This window comes from Micromonospora inaquosa (assembly GCF_003857055.1).
In the GTDB taxonomy this organism is placed as follows: domain Bacteria; phylum Actinomycetota; class Actinomycetes; order Mycobacteriales; family Micromonosporaceae; genus Micromonospora; species Micromonospora inaquosa.
Genome location: NZ_QGSZ01000171.1, coordinates 1 through 9,654, shown reverse-complemented (window position 1 = coordinate 9,654; position 9,654 = coordinate 1). Strand labels below are relative to the sequence as shown.

Annotated in this window: 7 protein-coding genes; all 7 read left to right on the top strand. The window is 69.6% G+C overall.

Annotation, left to right across the window (positions count from 1 at the left end; translation table 11 throughout):
* The first annotated feature begins 430 nt into the window (after positions 1–430).
* The gene (gene glgX / locus DLJ59_RS09115) at positions 431–2,548 is read left to right on the top strand and encodes a glycogen debranching protein GlgX (RefSeq protein ID WP_124772063.1); all 2,118 of its coding nucleotides are present in this window, start codon (positions 431–433) and stop codon (positions 2,546–2,548) included.
* Between the two features lies 1 nt (position 2,549).
* A complete protein-coding gene (treY, locus tag DLJ59_RS09110) occupies positions 2,550–4,856 on the top strand; it encodes a malto-oligosyltrehalose synthase (RefSeq protein ID WP_124772062.1) in 2,307 nt (768 codons plus the stop codon).
* Complete coding sequence (treZ, locus tag DLJ59_RS09105) at positions 4,853–6,577, top strand: malto-oligosyltrehalose trehalohydrolase (protein WP_124772061.1); 1,725 nt, start codon at positions 4,853–4,855, stop codon at positions 6,575–6,577. Before treY ends, treZ begins: the two co-directional genes overlap by 4 nt.
* A gap of 172 nt (positions 6,578–6,749) precedes the next feature.
* Complete coding sequence (locus tag DLJ59_RS09100) at positions 6,750–7,328, top strand: hypothetical protein (protein ID WP_124772060.1); 579 nt, start codon at positions 6,750–6,752, stop codon at positions 7,326–7,328.
* 102 nt (positions 7,329–7,430) lie between these two features.
* Positions 7,431–8,621: a helix-turn-helix domain-containing protein gene (locus DLJ59_RS09095; RefSeq protein WP_124772064.1), complete on the top strand. Its 1,191-nt coding sequence runs from the start codon at positions 7,431–7,433 to the stop codon at positions 8,619–8,621.
* Between the two features lie 124 nt (positions 8,622–8,745).
* A complete protein-coding gene (locus DLJ59_RS36570; RefSeq protein ID WP_167493832.1) occupies positions 8,746–8,907 on the top strand; it encodes a hypothetical protein in 162 nt (53 codons plus the stop codon).
* Positions 8,855–9,654, top strand: an 800-nt coding sequence (locus DLJ59_RS09090) for a helix-turn-helix domain-containing protein (RefSeq protein ID WP_341869575.1), incomplete at its 3' end; no start/stop codon positions are given. The genes DLJ59_RS36570 and DLJ59_RS09090, both read left to right, overlap by 53 nt.

Here is a 9,654-nt window from a genome sequence, read left to right as displayed (position 1 = left end):
GGGTGCGGGGCTGCGCGGTGTTACCGGGCTGCGCGGGGGGCCGGGAGATCAGGGTGGGCCGGTGGGCCCGGTCCTTGGTGGCAGCGAGCTGCTCGTCGACCCGCAGAGTCACATCAGTCTCCGTCCATGCATGGTGGTGCGCGCCGGCGTCAGTGGCGGCGGAGCGAGAGGTGTAAGGAGTGGCCGAGGGCCTGGCGGGGCGCGCGCGGACGCTTGCCCCCGGTCAAGGAAAGTCCATCGAACCCAAGACCGCATCTCGAAAAGGGCCATCGTGACGGAGGACACCCGATCGGGGTAGCGCGCATCAGACAGGTGGTTTCCGGGCAGTGCCTGTCAGGATGGATTGGCGCGCCCGAGCCGGGGGCACTACCCGCGTGCGCGCGGGCGGGATCGGCCCGGTGTGCACACGACCATGGTTCGAAGGAGCAACATGCAGGTCTGGCCGGGCGAGCGGTACCCCCTGGGCGCCACCTACGACGGGATGGGCACCAACTTCGCCATCTTCTCCGAGGTGGCCGAGCGGATCGAGCTGTGCCTCTTCGACGAGTGGGACACCGGCGCGGAGCGCCGCGTCGAGCTGCGCGAGGTGGACGCCTACGTGTGGCACGCGTACCTGCCGGGCATCGAGCCGGGCCAACGCTACGGCTACCGGGTGCACGGCCCGTACGACCAGGCGAACGGGTTGCGCTGCAACCCGCACAAGCTGCTGATCGACCCGTACGCCAAGGCCATCGACGGTGACGTGGCGTGGGACCCGGCGGTCTACGACTATGACCTGGAGCAGCCGGAGCGGATGTCGGAGACCGACTCGGCGCCGTTCATGCCGAAGTCGGTGGTGGTCAACCCGTACTTCGACTGGGGCAACGACAAGCCGCCGCGCACCCCTTACCACCACTCGGTGATCTACGAGGCGCACGTACGCGGGCTGACCATGCGCCACCCGGACATCCCGGAGGAACTGCGCGGCACGTACGCGGGCATCGCCTCCCCGCCGATGATCGACTATCTGACCCGGCTCGGGGTGACGGCGATCGAGCTGATGCCGGTGCACCAGTTCATCCACGACAACCGCCTCGTCGACCTGGGGCTGCGCAACTACTGGGGTTACAACACCATCGGCTTCTTCGCCCCGCACCACGGCTACTCGGCATTGGGCCGGCTCGGCCGGCAGGTGCAGGAGTTCCGGGGCATGGTGAAGGCGCTGCACGCGGCCGGCATCGAGGTCATCCTCGACGTGGTCTACAACCACACCGCCGAGGGCAACCACCTCGGGCCGACGCTGAGCTTCAAGGGGGTGGACGCGCCGAGCTACTACCGGCTCAGCGAGGAGGACCCGCGCTACTTCGTCGACTACACCGGCACCGGCAACAGCCTCAACGTGCGCAGCCCGCACTCCCTGCAACTGATCATGGATTCGCTGCGCTACTGGGTGACCGAGATGCACGTCGACGGGTTCCGGTTCGACCTGGCGGCCACCCTGGCCCGCGAGTTCTACGAGGTGGACCGGCTCTCCACCTTCTTCGAGGTGGTGCAGCAGGACCCGGTGGTCAGCCGGGTGAAGCTCATCGCCGAACCGTGGGACGTCGGCCCCGGCGGCTACCAGGTGGGCAACTTCCCGCCGTTGTGGACGGAGTGGAACGGCAAGTACCGCGACACGGTCCGCGACTTCTGGCGTGGTGAGCCGGCGACCCTCGCCGAGTTCGCGTCGCGGATCTCCGGTTCCGCCGACCTCTACCAGGACGACGGGCGCCGCCCGTTCCACAGCATCAACTTCGTCACCGTCCACGACGGGTTCACGCTGAATGACCTGGTGTCGTACAACGACAAGCACAACGAGGCCAACGGCGAGGAGAACCGGGACGGCGAGAGCCACAACCGTTCCTGGAACTGCGGTGTCGAGGGTGACACCGACGACGAGGCGGTGCTCGCGCTGCGGGCCAAGCAGCGGCGCAACTTCCTGGCCACGCTGATGCTGTCGCAGGGCGTGCCGATGATCGGTCACGGCGACGAGCTGGGTCGCACCCAGCACGGCAACAACAACGTCTACTGCCAGGACAGCGAGCTGGCCTGGGTCGACTGGGACAACGTCGACGAGCAACTGTTGGAGTTCGTCCAGACGTTGACCGCGTTCCGCAAACGGCACCAGGTGTTCCGTCGCCGCCGGTTCTTCACCGGCCTGCCCGTCGGTGGGCGTGGCAGCGACGAGCCGCTGCCCGACCTGGCCTGGCACACCCCGGACGGGCGGGAGATGACCGGCGACGACTGGGGCAACGACTTCGGCCGCTCGGTGGCGCTGTTCGTCAACGGTGAGGGCATCCGGGAGCGCGGCCAGTACGGCCAGAAACACCACGACGCCTCGTTCCTGCTCTGCTTCAACGCCCACGACGCGCCGCTGGACTTCACCATGCCCGGCAGCGAGTACGGCCAGAAGTGGGAACGGGTGATCAGCACGGCCGAACCGGAGCCGGGCGACGCCACGGTGATCAGCGCGGGCGGCACCATCCGGGTGCCGGACCGGTCCCTCGTCGTGCTGGAGAGGACGATCTGACATGCCGGCCACCCCTCCCAAGGCCACCTACCGCGTCCAGGTCCGCCCCGGCTTCGACCTCGATGCCACCGCCGCCATCGTCGACTACCTCGATGATCTCGGCGTCAGCCACCTCTACAGCGCCCCGCTGCTGGCCGCCACCCCCGGCTCTCAGCACGGCTACGACGTGGTCGACCACCGGGAGGTCAACCCGGAGGTGGGCGGCGAGGCCGGTCGGCAGCGGCTGGTGCGCGCGCTGCGCGACAAGCAGCTCGGGCTGGTCGTCGACATCGTGCCCAACCACGCCGGGGTCGCCGTCCCCGCGGCCAACCCCGCCTGGTGGGACGTGCTGCGCCGGGGGCGCGACTCGGCGTACGCCGACTGGTTCGACATCGACTGGGACCGGGGCCGGCTGCTGCTGCCGGTGCTGGCCGACGACCCGGCCGCCCTGGACGACCTCAAGGTGGTCGACAACGAGCTGCGCTACCACGAGCACCGCTTCCCGATCGCCGACGGCACCGGCGACGGCAGCGCGGCGGAGGTGCACGACCGGCAGCACTACGAGCTGGTCTCCTGGCGGCGGGGCGACGCCGAGCTGACGTACCGCCGATTCTTCGCCATCGCGGGCCTGGCGGGCCTGCGCGTGGAGGATCCGGCGGTGTTCGCCGCCACCCACGAGCTCATCCTGCGCTGGGCCGCCGCCGGGGAGGTCGACGGCATCCGCGTCGACCACCCGGACGGCCTGCGCGACCCGGCCGGCTACCTGGCCCGGTTGCGGGCCGCCGCGCCGCAGGCCTGGCTCGTGGTGGAGAAGATCCTGGAGTACGGCGAGGAGCTGCCGGACTGGCCGGTGGACGGCACGACCGGCTACGACGCCCTGGCAGCGGTCGGCGGGCTCTTCATCGACACCGACGCCGAGGGTGACTTCACCGCCCTGGACACCCGCCTGACCGGGCAGCACACCTCCTGGGAGGACCTGACCCACGCCACCAAGCTGGCTGCTGCCACCCGGCTGCTCGCCGCCGAGCTGACCCGGCTGGCCGCCCTCGCCCCCGAGGTGCCCACCGAGCAGGCCCGCGCGGCGCTCGCCGAGCTGGCCGCCGCGTTCCCGGTCTACCGGGGCTACCCGCCGCACGGCGCCCGGCACCTCGCCGCCGCCCGCTCCGAGGCCGGCCGCCGTCGCCCCGACCTGGCCGCCGCCCTGGACGCGGTCACCCGCCGGCTGCGTAACCCCGACGACGAGCTGGGCCAACGGTTCCCGCAGCTCACCGGCGCGGTGATGGCCAAGGGCGTGGAGGACACCGCGTTCTACCGGTGGAGCCGGTTCGTGGCGCTCAACGAGGTCGGCGACAGCCCCGCCTACTTCGGGGTGTCGCCGGCGGAGTTCCACCGCTTCGCCGGCGCCCGCCAGGTCCGCTGGCCCGCCAGCATGACCACCCTCTCCACCCACGACACCAAACGCGGCGAGGACGTCCGCGCCCGCCTCGCCGTGCTCAGCGAGCTGCCGGGCCGCTGGGCCGAGCAGGTCAAGGCCTGGATGGAGTACGCTCCGCTGCCCGACCCGGCGTTCGCCCACCTGCTCTGGCAGACCGCCGTTGGCGCGTGGCCGATCGAGCGGGAACGGCTGCACGCGTACGTCGAGAAGGCCGCCCGGGAGGCCGGAGCCTCGACCAGCTGGGCGGACCCGGACCCGGCCTTCGAGCAGGCACTGCACGCGCTGGTCGACCTGATGTACGACGACCCGAGCCTGCACGACGAGCTGACCGAACTCGCCGCCGCGATCACCCCGGCCGGCTGGTCCAACTCCCTCGGGCAGAAGCTCATCCAGCTCACCATGCCCGGGGTACCGGACACCTACCAGGGCACCGAGCTGTGGGACAACTCCCTCGTCGACCCGGACAACCGCCGCCCGGTCGACTTCGACGTACGCCGAGAGTTGCTGGCACGCATCGACGGCGGCTGGCTTCCCCCGATCGACACCGACGGAGCGGCGAAGCTGCTCGTCGTGTCGCGGACCCTGCGGTTGCGGCGGGCGCACCCGGAGCTGTTCACCACCTACCGACCGGTGCCCGCGCACGGGCCGATGGGCCGGCACGCGCTGGCCTTCGACCGGGGTGGCGTGATCGCTGTGGCGACCCGGCTGCCGCTGGGCCTGGCCCGCGCCGGCGGCTGGTGCGACACAGACCTGTCACTTCCCGTTCACGAGATGAAGGACCTGTTCACCGGCCGGGTCTACAGTGGCGGAGAGACGCCGCTGGACAATCTCCTGGCCGACTACCCCGTCGCTCTGCTGGCTCCTCCCACCGCTGCCGAGGAGGCCGTTTCATGACCGAATTCTCCGTCTGGGCACCGGACGCCACCCGGGTGCGGCTGCGCCTGGCAGGCGACACCGACCACGAGATGCGCGCCACCGACGACGGCTGGTGGCGAATCGAGGTGCCCGACGCCGGCCTCGACTACTCCTTTCTGCTGAACGACGACGAAACCCCACTGCCCGACCCCCGGTCACCGTGGCAGCCTGCGGGAGTGCACGGGCCCAGCCGCCGCTACGACCATTCCGCCTTCGCGTGGACCGACAGCTCGTGGACCGGGCGGCAACTGCCCGGCAGCATCCTCTACGAGCTGCACATCGGCACCTTCACCCCGGACGGCACCTTCGACGCCGCCATCGACCGCCTCGACCACCTGGTGAACCTCGGTGTCGACCTGATCGAACTGCTCCCGGTCAACGCCTTCAACGGCGAACACAACTGGGGGTACGACGGCGTCTGCTGGTACGCCCCGCACGAGCCCTACGGCGGCCCCGACGGCCTGAAACGGTTCGTCGACGCCGCCCACGCGCGCGGGCTGGGGGTGATCCTCGACGTTGTCTACAACCATTTCGGGCCCTCCGGGGCCTACGCGCCGCAGTTCGGGCCCTACCTCGCCGAGCAGAGCAACAGTTGGGGCCGCTCGGTCAACCTGGACGGCCCGCACTCCGACGAGGTACGCCGCTACATCATCGACAGCGTCCTCCTGTGGCTGCGCGACTATCACGTCGACGGACTGCGGTTGGACGCCGTGCACGCCCTGCCGGACACGCGGGCGGTGCCGCTTCTGGAGGAACTGGCCATTGAGGTCGAGGCTCTGTCGACGCACCTGGGTCGGCCGTTGTCGCTCATCGCCGAGTCTGACCTCAACGACCCGCGGCTGATCACGCCCCGGGAGGCTGGCGGGTTCGGGTTGCACGCCCAGTGGAACGACGACGCGCACCACGCGCTGCACACGTTGCTGACTGGGGAGCGGCAGGGCTACTACGGCGATTTCGGCTCCCTGGAGACGCTGTCGGACGTGTTGACCGGCGGGTTCTTCCACGCGGGGACCTGGTCGAGCTTCCGCAACCGGCACCATGGGCGGCCTCTCGACTCGCGGGTGCCTGGGCATCGGCTGGTGGCCTACCTCCAGAACCATGACCAGATCGGGAACCGGGCTACCGGGGATCGGATCTCGGCTTCGCTGTCGCCTGCGCTGCTGCGGGTGGGGGCTGTGCTGCTGCTGACGGCGCCGTTCACTCCGATGCTGTTCATGGGGGAGGAGTGGGCTGCCTCCACGCCGTGGCAGTTCTTCACCTCGCACCCGGAGCCGGAGCTGGCTTCTGCGGTGCGGACCGGGCGACGGCGGGAGTTCGCCTCGCACGGGTGGCCCGAGGGGGACGTGCCGGACCCGCAGGATCCGGAGACGTTCGTACGGTCGCGGTTGGACTGGGCTGAGCTGGACAAGCCCGAACATGCGTCGATGCTGTCGTTCTACCAGCGGTTGATCGCTCTGCGCCGGTCGTTGCCGGATCTGTCTGATCCTCGGTTGCACGCGGTGTCGGTGCAGAACGGCGACCAGTTCCTGGTGATGCGGCGGGGGGACACGCTGGTGGTGGCGAACTTCGCCGGGCGGGGGCAGGGGGTGTCGCTGCCCGGGGTGGCCCGGCGGGTGCTGCTGGCTACCGGGGAGGGGGTCACGGTCATGCGGGACCGGATCGAGCTGCCCGCGGAGACTGCGGCGATCGTGGCGTTGTGACGTCGAGGTCGAATCGTGTGAAGGGTATGCAGGCCGCACCGGACTTCGGAACCGGTAGCTGGTCGACCGCGACGTGACAGCGCGACCGTTTCAGCTTGCCTGAGCGACGTAGCTTGGAAGACGGTGCCTCCTGATCGATGGCAGCCCGACGCACCGTTTGACGAGGAGAGCTGTGGACGCGAATTCGGTTACTGCCATTTGCGCAACTGTGATCGCCGTCGCTTCACTTGTGGTTTCGATTACGGAGGCAAGAGCAAGCCGAAGGCACAACTTCCAATCGGTTCGTCCATTGTTGAGCCTGGACTGCCTCCGGTTGAATAGCGGTCTGGCCGGCATCCGAATCCGAAATGCCGGCCTTGGCCCGGCCATCATTCGGGTGGCGACGCTCTATCTCGACGGCGAGGAAGTCGGGCCGTGGGAGAAGCAGGTTGTCGACCCGCTGCGCGGCACGTTCGCGGTCTGGCCAAACTTCACGTCCCTTCGCCAAGGTAAGCCCATCCCCGTCGGCCAGGAGCTGATGATCTTTGCGGTGGAGGATTACGTGCCGACGAGAGATGCCGAATTCTGGTCGGCGGTGACCCAGCGGATCAGGATTCACGTGCAGTATGAATCGGTATACGGCAATGAGCGGCATGAAGCGTGGTTCGAAGGGTCCCCCTCTTATAAGCCTGGAATTCCCTGGCAAGGGAGGAATGACGCGGGATCTTCGATAGATGGGGATGCGCAGACCGAGCCAACCCAGTCTCTGTAGTGGCTGCCGTCACTTGGACGCTCTGTCGGTGTACCGTCCAACGTGCGGGGGCAGCAGGGTGTGGTCGCTGTCCTGGTCCTCTACCTGGGGGTTGGCGAAGGCGTGGTGACGAAGCCGGACACCATCGGTGCCAGGATCCGGTACTGGCGGATGCGCCGGGGCGGCATGACCCAGGCCGTCCTCGCTGGGCTCGCCGGTGTCACCCAGTCCTACATCTCGCAGGTCGAGTCGGGTCGGAAGACCATCGACCGTCGCTCCACTCTGGTCGCTCTCGCTGCCGCGCTCCAGGTCACGGTGGCCGACCTGCTCGGCCAGGGCACCGAGTCGGGCGACCCGGCTCGGGAGAGCGCCGCCGAGTGCGTCCCGGCGATCTGGTCAGCCCTGATCGAGATCGAGGACGGCGAGCGCCGCCCGTCGACCTACACACGTGACCGGTTGGCCGCCGAGATTCGTCGCGCCGAACAACTCCGTGCGTCCTGCAACTACCCGGCTATGGCTCGTTTGCTCCCGGGCCTGCTGCTTGAAGCCGCCGCTGTAGGCGGCACCGCGCTCGTTCAGGTGGCCTACCAAGCCGCCACCTGCCTGCGGAACCTCGGATACCGGCATCTGGCTCTCAACGCTGCCCGGCTCTCCGGGACGGTCGCCGAGCACGCTGAGGATCCAGCGTGGATCGCGGCATCCCGTTTCGCCTACGCGCAGAGCTTGCCGATCGAGTCCGCGCCCGTCGCGGCGCGCGCTGCGGACCGGTCCCTGACTGAGCTTCAAGCTGACGCCGCTGACGAGCGAGTCCGACAGATGCTCGGACAACTCCACCTCTCCGCTGCCCTGACCTCCGCGGTGAGTGGGCGTCTGGACGTCACCCGCGATCACCTCGCAGAGGCGGCCCGCGAGGCGGCGACCCTAGGGGATCCGGTCGACGGCGCGGGCTTCAACGGCTGCGGGTTCGGACCAACCAACGTCGGGCTGTGGGAGATGTCCATCGCCGCCGAGCAGGGGGAGTCCGGCCGGGTCATCGAACTGTCCCGGACGGTCCGGCCGCAGGTCCTCGCAGCGTCCATCCGCCAGCAGTCCTACTGGCTCGACCTCGGCCGCGCCTTGGCGGACGGCGGTCGTCGGGACGCCGAGGCTCTCGCCGCGTTTGTGCGGGCCGAGCGGGCCGCGCCGATCCCGTTCGCCATCAACCCCCTCGCCCGCGATGCCGTGGTGACTCTCGCCCAGCGCGCCCAGCGCCGAGCCATCCCCGACGAGTTGCGCTTGCTCGCCGGTCGCATCGGCATCAACCTGGCCGCATGACTGCCAGTAATCATCGCATCACCAATCCGCCCTACTGTCCGGTTTGGGACGTGAGCACGTCCTGATGGTCCAGTGCGGCAACGGTCGACCGTGTGCCGATGGGCCTCCACCGGAGGAGGCGGGGATGAGCGGTCAGGACGACAACGCTCCGGAGGACAACAGTGAGGCGGCCGAGCGGGAGGCTGCCAAGCAGCGTCTCCTGGCTCAGGCCGAGGCGGAGCGCGTGCCGGTGGATGACACGACCCGTGCGGTCCCGGACCGGCGGTGGCGGCGTGAGCAGCGATGACCTCCCGATCGGTCGCCGGGTGGCGAGCTGGCGGGTGCGGCGGTCGATGACGCAGCAGATGCTCGCGGACCGGCTGCGCAGGTCGAAGAGTTGGGTGGACAAGATCGAGCGGGGTGCCCGCGCTCTGGACCGGTACTCGGTGATCCAGGAGCTGGCCCACGTCCTGCGGGTCGGGCCGGAGGTGTTGCTCGGTCAGCCGCGAAGCACCCCGGCGGGCACGCCGGACGGGGTGGACGACATCCGCGCCGCACTGGCCCGCTACGACATCCCGCAGTCTCCACCGCGGACGGACGCGCTGAGACGGCAGGTCGGGCATGCCTGGTTGACCTACCAGCACGCGCACTACGGGCAGTTGGTGCGCCTGTTGCCGGGTCTGCTCGACGTCGCCCAGGGTGCGCGGGCAGCGGAGTTGCTGGTGCAGGCGTACCGGATCACCTCGTTGCTGTTGGTGAAGCTCGGCGAGGCCGACCTGGCCTGGTTGGCCGCCGACCGGGCGATGTCCGCCGCCGCCGCCGACCGGCTCCTGGGGGCGACAGCAACCATCTCGGTGGGCCAGGCGCTCCGCGCGCAGGGCCGCGACCGCTTGGCCCTGGCCGCGCTGCTCCCCGCCGCCAACCGCGTCCTTCCACCCTCATCCCGTCCCGGTGATCAAGAGGTTTGCGGCGCTTTTGGAGATCAAACTTCCCGCAAACCTCTTGATCACGAGAGCGAGGGCGGGGGCGGGGGCGAGAGCGAGGGCGGTCACGG